At 45.3% G+C, this 21,363-nt stretch carries 20 protein-coding genes and 1 pseudogene; 12 read left to right on the top strand and 9 right to left on the bottom strand.

All coding sequences use genetic code 11. From position 1 onward, the window contains the following. A pseudogene (locus QUB33_RS14845) lies at positions 1–332 on the bottom strand (hypothetical protein); the annotation flags it as partial. Between the two features lie 610 nt (positions 333–942). Between QUB33_RS14845 and QUB33_RS14850 the strand changes: the two are divergent. From QUB33_RS14850 to QUB33_RS14860, 3 genes are all read left to right on the top strand, one after another. Beyond that, entirely contained in the window at positions 943–1,077 is a 135-nt protein-coding gene (locus QUB33_RS14850; RefSeq protein ID WP_333351378.1) for a hypothetical protein, read from the top strand. Between the two features lie 119 nt (positions 1,078–1,196). Continuing rightward, positions 1,197–1,421, top strand: coding sequence for a hypothetical protein (locus QUB33_RS14855; RefSeq protein WP_333351379.1), 225 nt, complete (start codon positions 1,197–1,199; stop codon positions 1,419–1,421). Positions 1,422–1,485: 64 nt separating this feature from the next. Next, positions 1,486–1,728, top strand: a complete 243-nt coding sequence (locus QUB33_RS14860; protein WP_333351380.1) for a ChaB family protein — start codon at positions 1,486–1,488, stop codon at positions 1,726–1,728. Positions 1,729–1,951: 223 nt separating this feature from the next. Here the strand turns inward: QUB33_RS14860 and QUB33_RS14865 are convergent, their stop codons facing one another. Continuing rightward, positions 1,952–2,584: a hypothetical protein gene (locus tag QUB33_RS14865; RefSeq protein WP_333351381.1), complete on the bottom strand. Its 633-nt coding sequence runs from the start codon at positions 2,582–2,584 to the stop codon at positions 1,952–1,954. A gap of 249 nt (positions 2,585–2,833) precedes the next feature. On the opposite strand from QUB33_RS14865, the gene QUB33_RS14870 reads away from it, so the two are divergent. Beyond that, positions 2,834–3,553 carry an SAM-dependent methyltransferase gene (locus tag QUB33_RS14870; protein ID WP_333351383.1) on the top strand — a complete coding sequence of 240 codons (720 nt, stop codon included), beginning with the start codon at positions 2,834–2,836 and terminating at the stop codon, positions 3,551–3,553. Between the two features lie 179 nt (positions 3,554–3,732). On the opposite strand, the gene QUB33_RS14875 is transcribed toward QUB33_RS14870, so the two are convergent. From QUB33_RS14875 to QUB33_RS14895, 5 genes are all read right to left on the bottom strand, one after another. Further along, positions 3,733–4,833 carry an iron-containing redox enzyme family protein gene (locus QUB33_RS14875; protein WP_333351384.1) on the bottom strand — a complete coding sequence of 367 codons (1,101 nt, stop codon included), beginning with the start codon at positions 4,831–4,833 and terminating at the stop codon, positions 3,733–3,735. Positions 4,834–5,005: 172 nt separating this feature from the next. Continuing rightward, positions 5,006–5,620, bottom strand: a complete 615-nt coding sequence (locus tag QUB33_RS14880) for a rhodanese-like domain-containing protein (protein ID WP_333351385.1) — start codon at positions 5,618–5,620, stop codon at positions 5,006–5,008. Further along, the gene (locus tag QUB33_RS14885) at positions 5,610–6,380 is read right to left on the bottom strand and encodes a sterol desaturase family protein (RefSeq protein WP_333351386.1); all 771 of its coding nucleotides are present in this window, start codon (positions 6,378–6,380) and stop codon (positions 5,610–5,612) included. Before QUB33_RS14885 ends, QUB33_RS14880 begins: the two co-directional genes overlap by 11 nt. Before the next feature lie 23 nt (positions 6,381–6,403). Further along, positions 6,404–7,039 (bottom strand): type IV pilin-like G/H family protein, encoded by a 636-nt coding sequence (locus tag QUB33_RS14890; protein WP_333351387.1) that lies wholly within the window; start codon positions 7,037–7,039, stop codon positions 6,404–6,406. 490 nt (positions 7,040–7,529) lie between these two features. Beyond that, positions 7,530–9,323, bottom strand: a complete 1,794-nt coding sequence (locus QUB33_RS14895) for an AAA-like domain-containing protein (protein WP_333351388.1) — start codon at positions 9,321–9,323, stop codon at positions 7,530–7,532. Between the two features lie 175 nt (positions 9,324–9,498). Between QUB33_RS14895 and QUB33_RS14900 the strand changes: the two genes are divergently transcribed. The 8 genes from QUB33_RS14900 to QUB33_RS14935 all read left to right on the top strand — a co-directional run bounded on the left by QUB33_RS14900 (position 9,499) and on the right by QUB33_RS14935 (position 17,600). Next, positions 9,499–10,044 (top strand): NfeD family protein, encoded by a 546-nt coding sequence (locus tag QUB33_RS14900; RefSeq protein ID WP_333351389.1) that lies wholly within the window; start codon positions 9,499–9,501, stop codon positions 10,042–10,044. Between the two features lie 61 nt (positions 10,045–10,105). Further along, on the top strand, positions 10,106–10,666 hold the full coding sequence (locus tag QUB33_RS14905) for a paraslipin (protein WP_006633489.1): 561 nt from the start codon (positions 10,106–10,108) through the stop codon (positions 10,664–10,666). Between the two features lie 116 nt (positions 10,667–10,782). Then, positions 10,783–11,307 (top strand): type IV pilin-like G/H family protein, encoded by a 525-nt coding sequence (locus QUB33_RS14910; protein ID WP_333351390.1) that lies wholly within the window; start codon positions 10,783–10,785, stop codon positions 11,305–11,307. Positions 11,308–11,414: 107 nt separating this feature from the next. Continuing rightward, complete coding sequence (locus QUB33_RS14915; protein ID WP_333351391.1) at positions 11,415–11,948, top strand: type IV pilin-like G/H family protein; 534 nt, start codon at positions 11,415–11,417, stop codon at positions 11,946–11,948. Positions 11,949–12,055: 107 nt separating this feature from the next. After that, a complete protein-coding gene (locus tag QUB33_RS14920) occupies positions 12,056–12,661 on the top strand; it encodes a type IV pilin-like G/H family protein (RefSeq protein WP_333351392.1) in 606 nt (201 codons plus the stop codon). Between the two features lie 10 nt (positions 12,662–12,671). Beyond that, entirely contained in the window at positions 12,672–15,485 is a 2,814-nt protein-coding gene (locus QUB33_RS14925; RefSeq protein ID WP_333351393.1) for an AAA-like domain-containing protein, read from the top strand. Positions 15,486–15,610: 125 nt separating this feature from the next. After that, entirely contained in the window at positions 15,611–16,669 is a 1,059-nt protein-coding gene (locus QUB33_RS14930; protein ID WP_333351394.1) for a potassium channel protein, read from the top strand. A 583-nt stretch (positions 16,670–17,252) separates the two neighbouring features. Beyond that, positions 17,253–17,600, top strand: a complete 348-nt coding sequence (locus QUB33_RS14935; RefSeq protein WP_333217991.1) for a hypothetical protein — start codon at positions 17,253–17,255, stop codon at positions 17,598–17,600. Between the two features lie 186 nt (positions 17,601–17,786). Here the strand turns inward: QUB33_RS14935 and QUB33_RS14940 are convergent, their stop codons facing one another. Then, positions 17,787–18,344, bottom strand: coding sequence for a single-stranded DNA-binding protein (locus tag QUB33_RS14940; protein WP_333351395.1), 558 nt, complete (start codon positions 18,342–18,344; stop codon positions 17,787–17,789). Between the two features lie 189 nt (positions 18,345–18,533). Next, complete coding sequence (locus tag QUB33_RS14945; protein ID WP_333351396.1) at positions 18,534–21,077, bottom strand: mannose-1-phosphate guanyltransferase; 2,544 nt, start codon at positions 21,075–21,077, stop codon at positions 18,534–18,536. Positions 21,078–21,363: the final 286 nt, after the last annotated feature.

Below are 21,363 nucleotides of genomic sequence, written 5' to 3' on the forward strand. Positions count from 1 at the left end.
CCGCTGGTACCGCTTGTGCCGGTGCCTGTCGTACCGCTGGTACCGCTTGTGCCGGTGCCTGTCGTACCGCTGGTACCGCTTGTGCCGGTGCCTGTCGTACCGCTGGTACCAGTGTCACTCGTACCGCTGGTACCGCTTGTGCCGGTGCCTGTCGTACCGCTTGTGCCAGTCGTACCGCTTGTGCCACTGCCGACGCTACCGCCTGCACCGCCGCCTGCACCGCCTCCAGCACCGCCCGACTGGGCAGAAGCAGGCACTGCGAAGGAAACCGTTGCTAAACCTAAAGTACAAGCGCTTGCTAAAACAGCTTTCAACAATTTAGAAGATTTCATGGTAATGCTTGCTTTTACGTATAGTCTTGCGATCGCTTGTGATGCCAAAACCGCAGGGTCAAATTGACAGCGTAACGTGCAAATTTTCTAACCTTCGCTGCGGAATAATGAAGGTAAGGGAGCAAATTTAGTCCCGTTCCCTCGATAATTTTTCCCTGATTAATTACAGCGTCGCGTTAACAGTTTATAAGCTATTACGTATGCTTCTAGTTCGCCATTCATCTTTAGGAATATTTGACAAAATGGCTTTTTATTTCAGGTGGTGGATGAAATTTGATTGAGCGGCCGACTAGCTCAATCAAAATTTGTGTACGGGGGATAGAAACCGGGCTGATATGAAAAATTTTGGTTGAGTAACGAGACATATACGAATCAACCGGGTTTCTGAGACAAGCGCGTGGCTCTTCCTATAAATTTTCCCCGGCAGCAGGTGCTTCGAGCCAGAAACTATTGATTTTATTACCGTCAATTTTGGGTTAGTCCTATGCCAGAGGAGTTAGTTTTAAATTTTTTTGAGCGCTATTTTTCCTTAACTTGCTACTGGCAATTTTGCCCCTCGCAGCATACCGCTCAAACTTTCTCAGGAAACTAAATTATCTCAAAACGCCCGATGGCTCGCTCTGAGTGGCCAGAACACCTGCAACCCCTCAACAACAAGGCTTTTGACAGGGATTTGAGTTGCCTCAAACACGAAGGCGAACTGAGGGCTATCCGAGTCGTGCCGCCGCGACATGAAATTAACTAACGGCGGCGCAGTCGTCAGAATTGCTTGTGAGTGCGATCGGCTAAACTCTGATATAGTAAACCCAAAACTATGCCAGATAGCGCTTATTCTCTAACACATTTCACAAGCAGACATCAAGTATGCTGTATCGAATTATTGCCAGAATTGGCTATCTAATGTTCATCGCTTTTTCTAAATTCGCAAGTGAAAAAGCCGAAATCAGATTAATGACTGTTTCAGAAAAGAAATTACCAAAATCCGGGCCAACCAGCAACGGCAAGTCAATTCCCTTTGTCATTCAGAATAAATTTAATATTACATCTGTCTTGGGAATGAGAAAAATGCGGTTGAAAACTTGCTTTTAGAGAGAGGAAAGTAGTTGCTTCTTGTATATAAGATTAAAATTATGTTTAATAATTAGAGGTCATTATGCCAGAACAACAATTTGACACCTTACCTTCGGAAGCACAAGAACTCCCCCAAGGGGCGAAACAAATTTTTCAGGCGGCTTTTAAGAGCGCTAGTGAAGATGGAATGAGCGCCGATGGTGCTACTAGCGTTGCTTGGAACAGCGTAAAAGCTGAATACGTTCAAGGCGAAGGTGGCACGTGGCATCACAAGGGCGACGATACTAACCAAACCCGCAAATCTGTACAGTCTGGTGGCAATTAGTTATCAGCCATCAGTAATATCGTGTCCGCTAACATAACCCCTATCCGTTGTTTAGTGAGGGCTTCATTCCTCAAAATTTGAGGAGAACGAAGAATCCTCACTACCAACCAATTGCAGTGACGTTATTCTAGCGGGCATGAGATCGTCAGTCATTAGCAATGTACTCATCACTTGTGGTTAATGCTTTACGTTGATACCTCTTGGAATCGCGGTGGTACAGAAGTTAATGCAGCCTGTTAATCGGCTGGTGCATATCCCATTGCAATTCGGCTAAAACGAGCAAGCTAAATACCATTACGGTTCCCGTAAATAGGAAAGACCAACCGCCCACGTAAGGCAAAATCAAAATCCCCAAGAGGTGAAATAAACTTGCTGCTAAAAGTGCGCGCGATCGCACTGCAAATCCAGTCCCCAAATACCCTATTCCGCTCATTCCCAACCACAGGGGACAGAGATCCGCCAACACTTTTCCCCAACGCAGAAAAATTGCTAAATCGGTCAGCAGCAATCCTAATAACATTAGTATTACCCAACCGTAAAGCACCCAAGCCAGGCGTTCTATTTTGACCCAAGAGTATGTCATGCTTACCATGGCTGCTGTACCTACGAGGCTGAGCGCTGACCACAAACCTGCTTGCAGCATCCTACTCACAGAAAAAAATTGTGCTGTGCCGAAGATGGGTATTAACAGCATGCTCCAAAGCAAGCAAGTTCGATCGAGACAAGTATAAAATTGTGAATAAAATCGATCTTTGCCAAGGGGAAACTGAACCTGCCAAAGGCCTTCTAAATCCTGAACCTCGATGTTAAGCTGTTTCCGGCGCAGAGGCGGAACTGAATAATTAAAAAAGGTCATATCTGACAATATTAAAATTTACCATCATTTGCTTAGGTACTATCTCACCAGCGATCGCTATATAATTGCAATCTGTCAATCGGATTAATCTAGTTAATTTGATAATCTGTCGGCAGTAATAGTTATTCGAGCGACCAGATAAAACAGGAAGAGAGAGATTGCACAAGTTGATAAAATAGCTCTTGCGACAGATGGCTGGGATATTAGTTATTCGATACTTTTAAAATAGTCAACTTTGTTACAGAATTTATGCTCACTTCATCCCATCCTCTGAAACAGGTATTCCACTGCCCGGAAGAATCGGATTTTTACGCGCACTGCTTGGAAAGTTTAGTGTTAAATGCTAGTGACAATTCTCGACTTATCGTAGAGTTTGGTTCAGGAGAGGGAAGTCCAGTTATTAAGTCTTTGCTGAGAAGTGATTTTGATGGGACAATACAGGGATTTGAGCTAAATAATGTAGCTTGGAAAATTGCTCAGTCTCAAATTAAGCAATATGAACTGAGCGAACAATACACCGTCAACAATTGCTCTTTTTTTGATTCGCCTTTATACGAGTCGGCGGATTGTGTTATATCAAATCCGCCTTACTTGCCGGCGGTGGATGATAAGATTTACCAGCCGCTGTTGCACGGTGGGAGTGATGGTTCGACAATTGCTAAGAAACTTTTATCTTTGGGCTGCGATGAAGTTTTGCTGATGGTTTCTAGCTATTCTAATCCTGTGGGTTTGATCGATTATGCTTTGGATCGAGGGTACTCGGTTGCGAATTTTGAGATTGCACCTTTGAATTTTGGCTATTATAGCTCGGAACCCAAGGTGAAAAGCGCGATCGCCACTCTGCGAGAACAGGGAATGGCTTTTTATTCGGAAAATATCTATCTGTTGGCTGGAGTTTTGTTTAAGAAGCAGCAAAAGTCGCAAAGAGATTTGTCGATCGAGCTAATTCAGTTAATGACAGCATTTTAAAATACAGGCCTGGTAGGTGCAAGATGCCTGTTCGACCATTGTCAGCAACAGGCTTTCCGGCCTGTTCCACAAAGAGGGTATTTCTTGTGGAACAGGCCGGAAAGCCTGTTCCTCACAGCCTGATTGAGAACTGTGCAAGATCGAGGGTGCATCCAAGACTTATGCACCCTAAATAGCCGTTAATTCCGTTCTGCCGCTTGGATCGATCGCACTACAGCAGCCGCAGCCCGATCGCCGATCGACTTCTCCTGATCGTACCCCAACACCAGCTCCCACGCTTCCTGCGGGTATCTATCAACCAGCGGGATCGCCACTTCATCCAACATCCAGCGGCCGTGACGCTCATCTTCTTTGATGTGCAGTTCCCAATAACCCATCGCAGCCTGCGAGAGGCCCAGACGCTGGGCGGCGGCTAGATAATTGCGGTAAGCGACCGGCCCCGCCACCTCAAAATAAGTTAGTCCGCCGTTGTAGCGCAGAAAATGGCGCTTGCGTTCCGTCAGCAGAAAGTTGTGATTAATGCTTGCGAGCACTTCCCAAGGCACTAAATCGAAGTACGCTTCTGGTTCTGTACTCATATCGAATTCGGCCAGCATTTGAGCAAAAAAGGTCGAGTGCTTGCGGGGGAGGCGACCGCCGCCATATTCTTCGATCAGCACTCGGGTAAGGGTGCACTGAATTTCGTTGCCGGCGCCGCCGAGGATGCGAGAAAGGCGGCTGGCTTCCACTAAACCGTCGAAAGAGGCGATCGCCAGTAGGTGTTTGTATCCCTCTTCAGTCATCTGTTCCCGCTGGTAGCGATCGAGCTCAGTTAGCGGAGGATCGACATCGGCGGCCGCGCGATCGCGCAGCGCTTGCTTGACATCCGACAATTTTTGCAACGCTGCAACGTCGATTTCCGCCAGTTCCCACTGCTGCCAAGGTTCCTCAATGCGATCGCGCACAGAACGCAAATAGTGCGATCGCTCGTTGTTGTAGCGGCGCAAATCGTCGTACCAAAACAAGTTGAGGCGGTTGATGCGGTAAAGCACGCGCTGCAAGAAGCGGTGAGCGGCCTCATCGCCCGGTTCCTGTTGGTAAGCTGCTTGAATTGCATAGGCGATCGCGCTTTCAAAATCGCTGACAAGTAACGGTTTTGTCGCCACCGTCTTGTCTAAATCCTCGACTTCTAGCAAATTGACAAATTGGCGATCGGCTGCTTCGTAATTTGGGGGTGGGGGTTGCTTTTTGGGAAGACTCGGCGAGTCGGAAGAAGGAAGTATCTCTAGGGTGTTTTGCATGGAATAAAGTTATGCTAACTCTAATTATTGTGCTGCCTGCCCAAACAGCCAACCGTTGCAGATTGCTGAGGATAATGGCTACTTTTCTTGAAGATAGCTAATCTGTCAGCACGATACACCTTTCTATTGATAGAGATTTGACAGAAATCAATTTGGTCACAACTGCCCCGATTCATTCCGAAAGCAGGGTGACTGAGGGAGACTTTATGAAGCTGTGCAAAGTAATTGGGGCTAATATCTGGGCATCTTTTGCAGCCGGCACTGCTTGCCGCCACGCTTTGATACCGCCTGAAAGGACAACAACATTCAGGCTAGTATCCTTAATCTTATTAGTCTCATTTCCTCCAGATTCTTGGGAATACCGAGCGACTTTTTCCAACTGTTTGTATGCTTTAACCGATCGCCCTCCTCTGGCACAATAAAGTACAATTATCGGCTGAGGTCGATCGGATTTAACCCTTGCTTTGACAATGGATTGCACCTGCTTGACACCGAACCCTAACTCAATATCAGTTAGGGGAACCAGCGGACTTTCACCGATGCGATCTTCCGCGTATTCTTCGGGCGATCGCACATCGATCAAAATCACTGGTTTCAACTTACCCTGCTGCAATTGGGCAACACTTACTTGTTTCGTATTTAAACTGGCGATAAAAGTTAGGATATCCATGTGATGAAATAGGGCAACTGCACCCAGAGAAGCAACACTCGTCAAGCCAAAACCCATAATTACCAGCCAAATCCGCAAATAACCATGAATACCAGGTTTTGCATTTTCATCTAGCATTTTTCATCATCCTTGAAAATGGATAGAACATTTGTCCGACATATCCAGCAGGTATAGAATCACAGATTCCATATTGATGAGGCATTTTTTTGGCTGGCATATAGATAGTGCCAAATAGCAAATCTAACAGTGGCAACTGAACAGCAAAGTTTTTGTTGTTTATTCCGGGAATTTTACTGTGATGCCAGTGATGAAATTGTGGGGTGGCTACGAACCATTTTAATATCCCAAATTTTAATTTAATATTAGAATGAATTAAAAACGCTATCGCCGCAGAATAAAGAGCATAAACTACCAAACTCTCCTTGGTAAATCCCAACCAGTAAAGAGGCATAATTTTGCCAATCTGAGTAAAAATTTGCTCGCAGGGATGCACCCGCACTGCTGCTAACCAATCCATGTGTTCAATGCTGTGATGGACGGCATGAAATTGCCAAAGCCAGGGTACTTCATGCAGTAGTCTATGAGCGATATAATATGCCATATCTGAAACGATAACTGCTTCTGCCAACTGCAACCAGATAGGTTGAGACGCTACTTTGTTTTGAAATTCCGGGTTGAGTAAATTAGTCATCAGCGACAAAATAACAGTCACAACAATAGCGCCCGATCTGCCAATAAAGTGACCTGTAAAAAAATAAGTGGCATCGGTAGCCCATCCGAGACGGAATATCTTTTGCTTGTGCAAGGAAAAGATTCTTTCTAGGGGAATGAAGATGCAAGCTAAGACGAGGAAGCCTTTGAAAATTTCAGGTAACATGAGATTATCATTAATGTCGGTGTTTACTTCGTCAATGATTCTGTACCCGTAGCGCAGACAGGAACATCATTCTGAAGGATAGGAGCAGGCGGTTGGGTATTTCCAGGAGAATTTGCTGCACACAGAATGGATACAGTAGTCTTCTCTTTGTTAGCTGCTTGGAAAACAGGTACTAAAAATACAGCCCCGACATAGCTAGTAAGCTCCTTAGTTTCCGTGATGGATACTCCATAACTAAACGCAGCATTTTTTGTAGCGATGATTGAATAGTTATAGTTGGTTGTCTGAGTTTTAGGACCGATACCCAGGGCATCCATGGAATTAGAAAATGCACCCTCCTCGGCGTATATTGCTTGTTGAGCTTTGGTCATTGAGTTAACATAGTGTAGAGCTTTTCGCTTTGGCGTATTCGCGCCACCACAACTGCCGAAAATATAAGGGATGGCGTTCGCAGCAAGTATCATGACCGCAGGAACACCAATAAAAGTGATTTTCAGTAAAGTTCCTTTACGTTTTTTGTCAGGGAGAATATTTTTTTCTGAAAATTCCGCTTTTTTATCGAGTGCATCGAGTTGAGGGTTTGTCTTAAGCTGCATGGTTGTTCTCGATACTGCTTGTTTGTTGAGTGCATCGAGTTGAGGATTTTTTTTAAGCTGCATGGTAGTTGTCCAAATGTGTTAGCAGAGTAGTTTTCAAGTGATTGACATACTCCCCAGCGTCAACAGATGGGGATTCTAGAGTCAAACAGCGAGTGCAGGCGTAGCTTGTCTAATATCGCCTAATCTAACAGTCGATGCCAAGAAAAACAAGCAAGTTATTTTTAGCGTCGTTTTCATCCAGTCCATTGAGTGCGGTGGGGTTTGCAAACCTCGCCTACTGCGCCTTGCTTCTACTCTATTTTTATTAAATCACCTGGCTATTTGAGAACTTGAGTGAGTTCTCATCGACTTCTCATCGACTTTTCTGGGACTTACGCAACACACACCTGTGACAAAAACCGGGTTTCTGGCCAAGACTTGGCAATCAACCTGAGATTTTTCCTCACAAACCCGGTTTCTCGGGAGTTATCCCAGGGTTAGAAATCGGGTTTCTGGCCAAGACTTTGCAATCAACCTTAGATTTTTCCTCAGAAACCCGGTTTCTCTGGGCTTATAGCCGATCGCCAAAATACTCCTGATACAACTGACATCTCGGAATGCAATGATTTCCCTCCAATTTCACCAACCCCATACTATTTAACTTAAACCCCAATTCTGACCTCAATCTAACTGGCTGGGAAACACTCACAATCTCTCTCATCGCCTCCATTAATTCCGAATATTTCTCTAAATTCCATAAGTGTCGCCGCAAATGATCGCTGTAAATTCCCGCTTCAGTTGCAGATTCTTTCACTAACCGATCTAAAGTCACATCTTGACGCGAAATATGATACATTCCTAGCCGCATTAAATAAGGATTTCCGCCCACTAACCCCATCAATTCTGCAACTTCCTTCCCACTCCAGTTCAAGCCGTGCCGCTTTGCCAAATCTTGCACTTGCTGCGAATTAAACTCCGGCAAATCAATCGGCAATCCCACATTAAACGGTGATTTATTCACATCCAGCGGGATATATACTTCCGTAGAATGCACCACAATCAAGCGAAACTTTTTCCAAATATCGCGCCGTTTTGCTTCTTCGTGTAAAGCTCGCAATAACCCAAAGAAGTCGTCGGCAATTTCCGGCGATTCAAACAGGCGATCGCTCTCATCCAAGCCTAACGTCAGAGGTTTTGAGGATTCTGACAGCAAATACTGTTCAAAATAAGCTTTGCAGCACTGATTGCTGCCAATCAAATCGGCTAATTCCCAACACTTGGGCAACTGCTCCAGCATTCCTAACTCTTGACCAATGCTAGCACAAAACCACTGCAAAAATGTATCTGAATTAGCGAATATTTTCCGATTTGCTAGCTGAAAACTCAGCGCTACCGTGCGAGAACCTTGCACTTCTGCATGATGCAAAATCCTCGCCATCAAGGAAGTTTTGCCCATTTGTCTGGGTGCTTTTATGCGGATCAGCGCTCCCGGTTGGGCGATCGTCTCGTAACAGCGCGATTCGATCGGAGGGCGATCGATATAAAAACAAGAAGTGAGTTCAACTTGTCCTCCCGGCAATTCTGGCGGCGCTGCTGGCAGGGGTTGAATTATTGACTGTTGGGTGCTAGTAATTACTTTCCATTCTACAGCTAATTCATGGTCGGCAGTTAACGATGTGCGACCTTCTTTGATAATGGTTAAAATTTGTGATATTAACTTAAATGACTCGCCAAGACCGCGCCACAGCCAGGGCTGAATTCCTGCTAAATAGCTCAGTAAATCAAAAGAAAGCGGTGTATTTAATTCAAATAAAATCGGTAAAATTGCGGGTTTATGAGCAGTTAGATTGTGCAATTCCTTGGCTAGCTGCACTTGTTCCAATATCATTTCGCTAGCGGCCGATTCTTCGGAAATAAGCAACAGCAAATAATCGCAACGCTTTAAATATGAGCCTGAGTCGCTGCTGTTGTTAATAAAAAAGACCTCGTGGCCTCCCGCACTCAAAGCTTGGTGTAACTGCTGAGCAAGGGTTTTGTGTGAGGTCGATCGGGCGTTGGCGTTAGCGAAGCGATCCGAAGGAAAGCCCTCGAAGACGATCGCCACTGTTGCCCTCACCAGCACTACCTCCTCTGGCTCTGCATTCGCCTCAAAATCGGCTATATCGCGCCATTCCTGCCCCAATCCGCGACAAATTTCGATGAAATTGGCATAATCCACAGGTTTGCCATTCAGAAAATGGCTGACTGTAGATTGGGCCATCCCTAAATCCTCAGCCAGGATTTTCTGACTGGGGAAGCCATTTCTCAGGAGACAGGATTTAACTGCGCGAATGCACTCTTCGCGCACCCTTAGCGATCGTGGCATTGCTTATCACAATCAAAACACTGAAACCATCATAAATGCCAACCGTCCCTAAAGTCGATGAAAAGTCGATGAAAAGTCGATGATTTTTCCAATAACTCAGTCGCCAACTCAAATAGCCACCTGATTAGATTAGAAATAACAAGGTTGAGCTACATCGCAACGAGGTAAAAGCATTGTGCATTCTATCCTAATTTGGTCGCTGGCCTCAGCCACTAATCAACCCGGTTTCGCTTTCACCCCGCCCCTATTCTGGCTGCTACTCGGAGTTGTGCTTAGTGCGATCGAGCTATTAATCATCAAAACTCAGCCCCAGAAATACAGATTTTACGTGCTAATGATGGGAGCTTCGGCTGTAATTGAATCCTTTATTTTGTGGAGAGGATCTGTAGCATTTCAGTTTAGTTGGGCCAACATAATGTATGAAGATTTTGACTGGCAGATTTTCTACTGGATGGGGATAGCCCTCGCGCTGAGCATCTGGATTCGACCAATTTTTATTGTTCGCAAAAAGTTTGTGATTCCCGAAGCAACCGAAGCGACAACAATCTCCGAAATTTTCCCCGGAGAAACCGGAATGGTGATTTATGAAGGGGCTTCGTGGAAAGCTCGCAATGAAGATTCCCAAGGGGCGATCGCACCCCGACAAAAAGTTTACGTTTTGCGCCGCGAAGGAAACACGCTGATTGTTGTACCTGACAGATTAATTCACATCAACAGCTAAACCTTGGCATTAACCTCAATTCATCTTTAGTTCACAGCTTAAAATTACCAGGAGATTCATTATGTATCAGTATTTTTTGATGGTGTTGTTTGCAATCACCGGAGTATCCTTAGCCAGCAGCGTCAAAATCGTCCGTCAAGGAGATGAGGCATTAGTTGAAATTTTCGGGAAGTACGATCGCAAAAAACTCGAACCTGGTTTGACTTTTTTGATTCCCTTCGTCGAAACAGTCGCCTATAAACAAACTCTGCGCGAGCAAATTTTAAACTTGCCACCGCAACCATGCATGACGCGCGATCGCCTTGCCATCACCGTTGAGTTTATTGTTTACTGGCGAATAATTGACTTAGAAAAAGCTTCCTACAAAGTGCAGAATCTCAAGGAAGCGATGTTAAATATGCTGATTCTTTCAATTCGGACTCACATTGCGACATTATCTATGGAGGAACTTTACACGGCTCGCCATGAAATCAATAATGCTTTAGTAGAGGAGTTGGATACAGCGACAGATCCTTGGGGTGTGAAGTTTACAAGAGTGGAATTGCGCGATTTTGCGATCGGCAGTAAAGTGGTTCAGCCAACATCCATTGACCGAAAAGAAGTACAAAAGCTGCGAGCTTAGAGATTAGTATTCCCTCCTTTTATTCGTTACCAGGCAGAGCCTGGTAACGCAGATCCAGAGGCTCTGTCTCGCCGACTTTAATTCGCATTGTATATACCATTTAACTAGACAACACCATGAGTAAATATCAAGAATCAAGTATTAGCAATTTAGCTTTTAAAGGTTGCGGATGCTTATTGCTTTTAATGGGAATTGTAGTAGTAATTGGCGCGCTCGCTCTGCCATCATTTCTGCGTCAGGGTGGGTGTGTACCGCCGCAATCCGAAAACAAACAGTATGTTGGCTCAATGAACCGCGCACAGCAAGCCGTATTTATAGAAACAAGTGCTTTTGCTACTTATTTTGATGCTTTAGGACTTGGAATTAAAACAGAGACAACAAATTTTAAGTATTCACTTCGTGCCACTAAGAAAGCAGCATTTCATTATGGAGTATCCAAGAAGAAAGAATTAAAAACTTATGTCGGCGGTGTCTTTCTAGTTCCTGCTAAAAAATTTGAGCCAAATGCTGCTAAAGAGGAAATAACGACAACATCCATATTGTGCGAAGCTGATTCTCCCGGTACAATTAAACCAGCGGAACCAACCTATGAAAATGGTAAAATTGCTTGCGGTAAAGGCACAACACAACCGACCAGATAATCTAACTATACCCAAGATAATGACAGTCGATTACTAATATCAAATCGGCATTCAATTGAGATTTACCGGACTAAAGTCTTTACTACAAACAGGGAGGATAAAAAACTATGAGTCAACAAGATTCTAAATCAGCTAGCATTTTACCTAATGGTTGCGGATGCTTATTGCTTTTAATGGGCATTGGAGTAATTGGCGCGATCGCTCTGCCATCATTCCTGGGTGATAGCGCGCATGATAAGTATATGACATCATATATGACATTTCAAGCGCAACAGTATGTTAGCTCAGTGAACCGAGGTCAGCAAGCCTATTTTGCAGAAAAAAATGCTTTTTCCAGTTCTGTTAAGGCTTTGGGAATTGGCATTGAAAGAGAGACAACACATTTCAAGTATTCAATTCGGGCCACTAAGAAAGCAGCATTTAATTATGCAGTAGCAAAGGGAAACAAGTCCAAAAGTTATGTCGGTGGTGTTTTTCTGGTGGCTGCTAAAAACTTTGAGCCAAATGCTGCTAAAGAGGAAAGAACTACAACGTCCATATTGTGCGAAGCTGATTCTCCCGGTACAATTAAACCAGCGGAACCCACCTATGAAAATGGTAAAATTGCTTGTGGTAAAGGCACAACACAATGGCCGCACTAATCTAAATATATGCAATATAATGACAGTTAATTACTCATATCAAATCGGCATTTAATTGAGATTTCCCGGACTAAAGTCTTTACTATAAACAGAGAGGATACAAAACTATGAGTCAACAAAATTCTAAATCAGCTAGCCTTGCATCGAATGTTGGTGGATGCTTAGTGATTTTAATGGTGATGGGAGTATTGGCTTCGGTAGCTGTGCCATCCTTTCAGGTTAAGCTTAGGAATAACAAGCAATGGGAACCCAGAGATTATATTAGCTTAATCAACAAACGTCAGCAAGCCTATTTTGCCGTAAAAAGTGTTTTTAGCACTTCTGTTAAAGCTTTAGGAATTCGCATTATTAAATCCGAGACAGAAAATTACAAATATTCCCACCATACAACAAAAGAAGCAACATTTAATTATGGAGTCTCAAAACATAAAGATCTTAAAAGCTTTGTGGGTGGAGTTTTTGTAATTCCTGTTACAAAATTTGATTCAAATGCTTCTAAAACTCCAATAACGACCACATCTATAATCGGTGGTGCCTTTGTAATTCCTGCTATAAAAGTTGACTCAAATTCTTCTAAAAATAACATAGCGATCACATCTATATTGTGCGGAGCTGATTCTCCTGGTACAATTAAACCAGCGGAACCAACTTATCAGAATGGTGGAATAGTGTGCGGTAAAGGCACAACACAAGTGCGCCAACAATCTAACTAGAGGCTAGATAATGACAGTGGATTACCAATATCAAATCGGCGGCAGTCTCCCGCAAAATGCACCTACTTATGTAGTGCGACAAGCTGACTCAGAACTTTATCAAGCCCTGAAAGCTGGAGAGTTTTGTTACGTGCTCAATTCCCGACAAATGGGCAAATCGAGTTTGCTGGTGCGAACTGTACAAAAGCTCTCGGCTGATGGTATTGCCTGTGCTACGATCGACCTTTCGGACATTGGCAACCAGCAAGTCTCTCTAGATAAGTGGTACGGCGGCGTCGCTTACAAACTCTTGTGCAGCTTCAACCTGTTTAACCCAGTCGAGTTTATGACTTGGTGGCGGGAGAGAGAGTTGATGTCGCCGGTGCAGCGCTTAGGAGAGTTAATTGAAGAATTGCTGCTGGTCAAAATTTCTCAAAACCTGGTCATTTTTATTGATGAAATTGATAGCGTTCTGAGTTTCCAAGAACCGCTAGACGATTTTTTTGCATTAATTAGATGTTGCTACAATAAACGCGCTCACAATTCAGAATACCAGCGCATTACATTTGCTTTGCTGGGAGTAGCTACGCCCTCTGATTTAATTAGCGATGCAACTCGCACACCCTTTAATATCGGTTTACCTATTGAATTGCACGGTTTTAACTTACAAGAAGCTCTGCCTTTAGCAAAGGGATTTGAGGGACAAGTAGACAATCCTCAAGAGGTGTTAAAAGAGATTTTGGACTGGACTGGAGGGCAGCCCTTTCTGACTCAAAAGCTTTGCAAGCTGATTTTGCACCATGTAAAAAGCTTAGCGTCCGCTTCTATTATATCAGATTCAACGGATGAAAGCAAAACTGAAAATTTTACTACAAATCAATTATTAGTTAGCGAGATAGTACAATCTCATATTATTGATAATTGGGAATCATCCGATGAACCGGTACACATCAAAACAATTCGCGATCGCCTTCTCAGAAGTCCGCACCGCGCCAGTAGGTTATTAGGACTATATCAAAAAATATTGCCACTTTCAGAACCCCCCGATTGTAGGGGCGGTGCCCCCGTGCCCGCCCTGGTAGGGGGAATATGGGCGGATGATACTCCCGAACAAACAGAATTGCGGCTGAGCGGATTAGTAGTAAAACGAGCCGGGAAATTAACCGTATCCAACCGCATTTACGCAGCTATATTCAGCCATAGCTGGGTAGAAAAAGCACTCGGCGACTTGCGCCCCTATGCTGAATCCCTAACAGCATGGATAGCTACAAATTGTCAAGACGAATCTCGCTTGTTGCGGGGTCAAGCGCTGGAAGATGCCCGACAGTGGGCGGCAAATAAAAGTTTGAACACCCAAGATTATCAATTTTTAGGTGCGAGTCAAGAAGCGGAATTGGCCAAATTGCGCGATCGCGAAAAACAAACTCAAGCTGAAATGGAACAACTGCGCCGCGAAAAAAAGTTACTAGAGGAACTAAGCGAAGCACAAAAGCAGAAAAAAGTGATTGCGCTTAAACTTTGGCGCGAGCAACAACTGAGAGTCCAAACAGTTACAGGAGCCGCAGTCATATTAATATCAATCCTGATAGTAAATTTTTGGGTAAAACCGTCAATCGAAGAAAGAAACTACAAAATTCTCACTCTCAGTTTGCTATCAGAAACGCTATTTGCCGCCGATAAAAAAGAAGAAGCTTTGCTAGAAAGCATTAGAGCTGTTACAGAAATGAAACGATCGCTCGGAGTGAGTTCAGATATTCAGATGCGAGTGGCGATCGCCCTCGAACAGGCAGTTTACAACTTTCGGGAACGCCGCCGCTTGCAGACTCAAGCCAGTACCCTTGCTTTCGCGAGTTTCAGTCCCGACAGTCAAACAATTGTGACTGCTACCGATGATAATTATATCAAGCTTTGGCAAACTAATGGAACTTTGCAAGCAACATTGACAGGGCATACTGATAAAATTAGAAGGGCAATTTTCAGTCCTAGCGGTCAGATAATTGTCTCTGCAAGCGACGACCAAACTCTCAAAGTTTGGCAAAAAGATGGCAAATTGATTCATGATTTAAAAGGACATCGCAGTCAAATAACAAGCATCTCTTGTAGTCCAGATGGTAAAATAATTGCTTCAGCAAGTGCCGATGGAACAGTTAAACTATGGAAGATCAACGGTGAAGAATTGTTAAGTTTAAAAGTGGAGCGAGGTTGGATAACCAGCACGAATTTTAGCCCAGACGGTCAGATAATTGCTGGGGCTGGCACTGATGGCACTGTTAAACTTTGGAGTTTGAGAAAGATTGTGGAAAAGTTGCAAAAACAGCAGTCAATCGAAGCAAGCACCGATATCAAATTGCTCCGAACTTTACAGGTTGAAAGTGATAAAATTCTGAGTGTAACTTTCAGTCCAAACGGAGCAATGCTGGCGACTGCAAGTGCTGGGGGAACTGCGAGAATTTGGAGCAAAGACGGCACACCACTAAGTATTTTAAAGCATACAAGTGGAGTGACAAATATCAGCTTTAGTCCCGACAGTCAAATGTTGCTATCTGCAAGCACAGACAAAATGGTGAGGCTGTGGAACATTGACGGTACATTGCTCAAAACTTTAAAAGGTAACAAGGATGCTGTTTGGAGTGCGAGTTTTAGTCCAGACGGCAAAGCGATCGCTAGTGCTAGTGCTGACGGTACTGTGATGCTGTGGAATTTTAATCTTGACGATTTGTTGATGCAGGGTTGCGATGGAGCCCGCAATTATTTTCAGACAAATCCGATCGCCAATTCAAACAATCGCCACCTCTGCGATGGGATTGGAACTCCGTCGGAACTCACCCAAAAAAAACCGGGTTAAGAGTCAAAATGTTGAGTTTGGCAGCAAATTATCTAGGCAGAAACTGGCTTTTTGACCGCCCCTGGGTCTAGGGCTGATATGGTTTAATTTGGTAGCAGCTAATAGGTAATAGGTCAGCCCGATCGGTGTATTCAACTCTAGAACAAAAGTACCAGCGCCTGCAAAAAGACTTAAGAAACGGAGTCATCGCCCTTGGTGGCATTGTATGCACGGGTACTCTCTGGTATCGGCTGGTGGAAAAATGGTCTTTGCTCGATGCCGCTTACATGACAGTCTTTACCCTCGCAACTGTCGGCTACGGTGAACTTCACCCCCTCGGCAAACGTGGGCGAATGTTTACCATATGCCTGATTTTGATGGGCGTGATTGTGATTGGTTTCATCGTCAACCGCTTTACAGAAGCGCTAATTGAAGGATATTTTCAAGAAGGAGCAAGAATTAGGCAGCAGCGACGATTGGTAGATTCTTTGATCGGGCATTACATTCTCTGCGGTTTTGGGCGCACTGGTCGCCAAATTGCCTTGGAATTTCAAGCCGAATATATCTCTTTTGTGGTGATAGATTCGGCGGTGCAGTCGGTTGAGGCAGCTTTGGCGCTGGGGTACACGGCTGTGCAAGGAGACGCGACTTTGGACGAAACTTTGGTGAATGTGGGGATCGATCGCGCAATTTGCATAGTAGCAGCTTTGCCTTCGGATGCCGAGAATTTATACACTGTCATGTCGGCGAAAACTCTGAATCCGAAGGTACGGGCGATCGCCCGCGCCACCACAGAAGAAGCCGTAAAGAAGTTGCAGCGGGGTGGCGCCGATGCCGTCGTATCCCCCTACATTACCGGGGGAAAACGCATGGCTGCGGCGGCTTTGCGGCCTCAAGTTATGGATTTTTTAGACGGTGTTTTGACGGGTACCGAGAGTTCTTTTTACATGGAAGAATTTTTGGTCGATCCCAATAGTTGTGTCTACGTCGGGCAAACTTTGAGAAATGCCAAGTTGCGATCGCAATCGGGGGCTTTGGTTTTAGCAGTGCGGCGCGCTGGCGGAACTTTGATTGTGGGGCCTACTGGAGAAACTGCGATCGAAGGAGGAGATATGCTGATTTGTTTGGGCACTGCTGAACAACTGCGAACTCTCAATCAAATCCTCAGTCCCCTGAGTTTTCGCCTCCCCCGGCCCCCGAACTAATACGATGTCAAGTTTGTAGCCAGGAATGCAAGTCCTCTCTCGATCAATGCTTCCCATAACAATTGACACTCGATGGCGTAAACGCACGGGGGTTCTTTAAGCTGGACTTCCCCCCTACAAATGTACTAACAGTCCTCAAACTTTTACTCCACAAAAAATACAACTGTTGAGCTGAAAATTTCTACCCATTTATAAGCAATAGCTGACGCAGGATCTCGCGATCCTCTGTTGTAAATTCAATATAATTGCCGATCGCAAACAGATATCAATCATCTACATGGGTAAACAATTTTTTACTCAACAGTTGAAACCTTTGTGATCAGAGGCTTAAAAATGCTAAATATCGAATCGAATTAACGCGACGGTGTTTGCGAGATTGGGGGGTTTTATAGAGATAATTTTAACGGTCTGTACTTACTGACTCAAGAATTGAGAGAATTGGTGGTATAATGCGCGGTTTTGCTTCTCTAACCTTAGAGAGAAGCAAGACGGATGCAGAAATACGTCCTAAGAGTTTTGCGATCGCCCCTAGCGTGAAGTAAGATTCTTGTTAATTATTGCGCTCCGCTCACGAGAAAAAATTATGGCAGATATGTCCGGTCAAGACCCCTCGGAAATTAAAATGGCGACGGTTGATGAAGAAGAAAAAGGCGCAACGTTTAGCGGTACGGTCATCCTTGGTATCGATGTCGAGGGTGCTGGGGAAGTCCTTTTCTTCAGAGACTTTTTGATTGAAGATTATAAAGGCGAACTTACCGCTTATCTGGCAACAGATGGCAATATAACGAAAAGCATTGATTTAGGCGAAGTTAAGCATAAGAGCAGCAGCTTTAAGCTGCCAATTCCGCTGGGGACGGATACATCACCCTACAATACCGTCGTGCTGCGCGACGAAAAAAGCAAGAAAAAAGTTGTGACGATCAAGCTGTAAAATTTGCAATTTAGCTCGTAGTTCAGCCAAATTCGTTAGCGCCGCCCTCGAAGAGGATCGCCCTTTTTTTCCTGAAGTGCGTGAAGCGAAGCTATCCCGTAGGGAATCGCTCTTAAATTAAGGTGCGTCACTTTCGATCGAACGGCGAAGTTTTGCGATCGCTCGTAAAGTGACGCACTCCTCTTTTTAAAACGGAATCGGATCGTAATCGGGATTTTCCGGCTCGTTAGGCGAACTCGAAGATCTATCGGACTCAGAATTTGAAGACTGATGCGAGTTCCAATCCGAACTAGACGTGCGGTTAGCGCCACCGGGAGCGCTGTTAGAACTGCGGCCTCGCGAACTCATGGGAACAACATTGCTCGGCACATTAGCCGGCGCGCTGTCGCGAATTTGAGCCGGTTCCGGGGCGGTTCTAGTTGGGGGAGCCGAACTCATTGCATCAGCCCCGACACTGTAAATCCTTTGAGCTGTCAGTTCAGCGCGCTTTTCTTTAACACCATCTCTTTCGATCGTATTCATGCTCAGCCTTCCCTCAATAATCACGCGATCGCCCTCGTGATATTTCTCGTGAATTTCTTGAGCAAAATTTCCCCATCCTATCACTTTCAAATGTTCGGGCGGATCTTCTGGTTTTGGACCGGGAAACTGCACCAACATCTCAGCGATTTGAAGTTGATTGTCAGGAGTATAACGGAGTTGCGGTTGTTGAATTATTTCCGCCATCAAAATGCAGCTATTCATCTGTTATCTGTGCGTAATTGGGAATTGGATGTTGAAGAAAGAAGGAAGAAAGAAGAAGGAAGAAGGAAAAAATAGCTATCCGTGTACCGATGACTTGTGCGTCTTGCTTTTGGGAATTGCCTGCAAATTGGTAATTGGTGATTACTGATTTTTAGGTGCTATTCGCTATTAGTTGTCACCGATTACGGATTACACGTTACCAAATTTATCTTGGAGAACCGCCGCCTCGGCTTGACTGACAAAATCGTGAACGAGGGCGCGGTACTCCTTCAACGTTTCAGATACCCAATCTCGATCCTCACTGTTGGCGAAGATATGAACGGTCGGTTCACTAGCATCGGGTAAAACTAATACCCAATTGTCGTCGCTGTAGTTAAAAATCTTCACTCCATCTAATAATTCTAAACGATCGGGCGAATGAGTTTCTACTAAATGTCGCATCAGCGAACCCTTAATAGTCCAAGGACAGCGGACGCTGTAACTGCGGTGGGTGATGCGGGGAAGTTCCGCCTTGATCTGGCCGAGCGATCGCTCCTGAATCGTCATCATTTCTATCACTTTAGCAATGCAGAACATTCCGTCAAATCCGGGATGCAACTGCGGGAAAATAAAACCCATAAGGCCGCTGCCGCCCAAAACTACATTCGGGTTTCTGTTAGCGGCTTCCATCAAAGCAGTTGGGTTCGCCTTCGTGCGGATTACCTTGCTTTGATAGCGTCGGGCGATCGCCTCCACCGCAGAAGACGCATGAACCGGCACTACTACTGTACCTTTGGGATGAGAAGTCAGCATCAAATTTACCATCAGCGCCGTCAGCATTTCCCCGCGAATCGCTATCCCAGACTCATCTACCAAAATGAGCTGTTCGCCGTTAGCCGATACCTGCACTCCAAAATTCGCGCTGAGTGCTTTCACCACCCGGCCGAGTTGGTCGAGCAAATATTCCCGTTCTCCGTTGCTTAGAGAAGTCTGCTTGAGACTGGCATTGAGTACCACCGCATCGCAGCCGAACTTGGCAAGCATTTGGGGCAAAATGGCTCCAGAAACCGCGTAAACGTAATCGATTACCACCTTAGTATTGCTGTAGCGTATTGCCTCAACATTCATCTGCCGCTCAAAAATGCGGTTGTAAACATCGAGAGCTTGGTTAAAGTACGTCATCTCTCCAATTTCGGGAATTAGAGCTCGCCGCAAATCTTCCTTAAAATAAGCCCCCTCGATTTTTTTCTCCGCTCCTTTAGTAATATTGATGCCTTTGATATCGAAGAATTCAATTAAAATGTGGTCGGAGCGATCGGGAGAAATGCGAACGTGAATGCCGCCGGCAATTGATATCGTAGACGAAACCGTGCGCGCGATCGGAATCGCCGTCGATTCCAAATTGACCACATTAATTCCCACCGACATCAAACCCGCAATCAAAGACCTCGAAACCATCCGCGAAATGCTCCGCTGGTCGCGAGAAACCGATACCGAAGTCCCGGGTTTCAAAGTCGAGCCGTAAGCCGCGCCCAATTTCACCGCAAATTCCGGGGTAACATCCACATTTGCCAGTCCTTGAACGCCACGCTGACCGAACAAATTCCGCTTAGCTTGTTCTCCCCAAATTAAATTTTGATTTAACAGAGCGCCGGATTCAATATTTTTGCTCGGCCAGACGCGCACGCTTGGCCCCACTTGTGCTTCTTCTCCCACGATGGACATTGAACCGACGACAGCACCTTCGAGGACGTGAGCGCGCCTGTCTACGCGGGTGCTCCGGCAAATCACGCAGGCCCTAAGATGCGCGTCTTCACCGACAATTGCTCCGTTCCAGACGATGGGGCGTTTGAGGTTGGCGTCGGCCCCGACTGTCACGTTATCTCCGATCACTGTACCGGCATCGATTTTAACTCGGGCTCCAATTCGGCAATTGTTGCCGATCATGGCCGGTACTTCGACGATCGCGCTATCGTCAATAAAAGTATTCTGACCTACCCAAATTCCCGATCGAACTTCGTTGTAGTAGCTCAAATCCAGTTTGACCTTTCCCCGCAGCGCATCGTACTGAGATTCCCGGTAAACATCTAGCTGGCCGACATCGCACCAGTAACCCTCGGCGATGTAACCGTACATCGGCTCGTTTTTTTCCAGTAGCAGGGGAAACAAGTCTTTCGAGAAGTCGCACTCCTGATTTACCGGCAGGTAATCCAAGACTTCGGGTTCTAAAATATAAATGCCGGTATTGATAGTATCGGAGAAAATTTCGCTGCTAGAAGGCTTTTCCAGAAAGCGACTGATGCGGTAATTTTCCTCGGTAATCACGACCCCGAATTCCATCGGGTTGGGAACGCGAGTTAAAATTAACGTGGCTTTGGATTGCTGGCTGCGGTGAAATTCGATCGCTGCCGTTAAGTCGAAGTCTGTGATGCTGTCGCCGCTGATGACCAGAAAAGTTCGATCGAGCAGTTCAGCAATATTTTTGACGCAACCAGCCGTACCCAGCGGTTGATCTTCCTCCACAGCGTAAGTTATTTGAACGCCAAACTCTGCCCCGTCAGTAAAATATTCGCGCATGACATCGGGAAGGTAGTGCAGCGTCGCAATAATTTCCGTAATCTGATGCCTTTTTAGCAAATTAATAATGTGTTCTGCGATCGGGCGATTGAGAATCGGCACCATCGGTTTGGGCAAATCGCAGGTCAAGGGTCTGAGCCTCGTTCCCGACCCCCCAGCCATTAGCACTGCACGCATAAAATCCTCCTTGCTTAGAAAGCTCTCTACCGTCATTGTCCGCTAGAAAAAGTTTGCCTGCTGTAATTCGTGGGCCACCAGCAATCAGTTCTTACTTAAATATCTTCGAGTAGTGACACGTCTGGGAAATCCCGTTCGGCCTGGCCGTCCCCCAACAGCAACCGATTTCAACCGAATTAGAACTGGCGGCATTGCACCTATCCCCCGGTCGAGCTCGGATTGGTAGGGGATGTTGGGTAATACCAGTTAAAAAAAGAATGCAACTGTAGGCCCGTGCTCGAAACCC

The organism is Microcoleus sp. B3-A4 (assembly GCF_036705385.1).
Classification (GTDB): Bacteria; Cyanobacteriota; Cyanobacteriia; order Cyanobacteriales; family Microcoleaceae; genus Microcoleus.